Genomic DNA, 880 nt, shown 5'->3' with positions numbered 1-880 from the left:
AGTTCGATGGTGGGTGTGACCGCTAGTGCTGCCTTTTCGGCTTCGCGGACGGCTTCGTCGCGGTTGACGCCTAGCGGCATTTCCTGGATTTTGTCGTGCAGTTTGAGGATCGCGTGCAGCAGCATTTCCGGGCGGGGTGGGCATCCGGGCAGGTAGATGTCCACCGGGACGACGTGGTCGACGCCTTGGACGATGGCGTAGTTGTTGAACATGCCCCCCGAGGACGCGCACACGCCCATCGCCAGCACCCACTTGGGTTCGGCCATCTGGTCATAGACCTGCCGCAGTACCGGGGCCATCTTCTGGCTGACCCGGCCGGCCACGATCATCAGGTCGGCCTGGCGTGGGGTGGCCGAGAACCGCTCCATGCCAAAGCGGGAGATGTCAAAGCGCGGGCCCGCGGTGGCCATCATCTCGATCGCGCAGCAGGCCAGCCCGAACGTCGCGGGCCACAGCGAGCCCTTGCGGACATAGCCCGCCAGCTTCTCCACCGTCGAGAGCAGGATGCCGCTCGGCAGCTTTTCTTCTAGTCCCAATTGAGGCCTCCCCTGCGCCAGACGTAGGCATACGCGACGAACACGGCGGCCATGAACAACAGCATCTCGACCAAAGCGAACATCCCCAGGCTGTCGAAGGCGACCGCCCACGGGTAGAGGAACACGATCTCGATGTCGAAGACGATGAACAACATCGCCGTCACGTAGTACTTCATCGGGAAGCGCTGGCCCGCGGCCGCCGGATTGGCCAACTCCGGCAACGGCTCGATACCGCACTCATAGGCCTCCAGCTTGGCGCGGTTGTAGCGCCGCGGCCCGCCAAGCAGCGCGGCCACGACCGAGAACACGGCAAACCCAGCGGCAATCGCGCCGAGTACCAGGAT

The 880-nt window shown here is 64.4% G+C and carries 2 protein-coding genes; both read right to left on the bottom strand.

Translation table 11 applies throughout. The annotated features are described in order from the left end of the window. Positions 1 to 536, bottom strand: a 536-nt coding sequence (locus tag D6M19_RS34045; protein ID WP_164478835.1) for a NuoB/complex I 20 kDa subunit family protein, incomplete at its 3' end; no start/stop codon positions are given. Next, on the bottom strand, positions 527 to 880 hold a 354-nt coding region (locus D6M19_RS34040; protein ID WP_123029680.1), incomplete at its 5' end, for an NADH-quinone oxidoreductase subunit A. The genes D6M19_RS34040 and D6M19_RS34045, both read right to left, overlap by 10 nt.

The organism is Mycolicibacterium stellerae, assembly GCF_003719305.1.
GTDB lineage: Bacteria > Actinomycetota > Actinomycetes > Mycobacteriales > Mycobacteriaceae > Mycobacterium > Mycobacterium stellerae.
The sequence above is the reverse complement of the archived record's forward strand: the minus strand, read 5'-3'. Positions and strand labels throughout refer to the sequence as shown.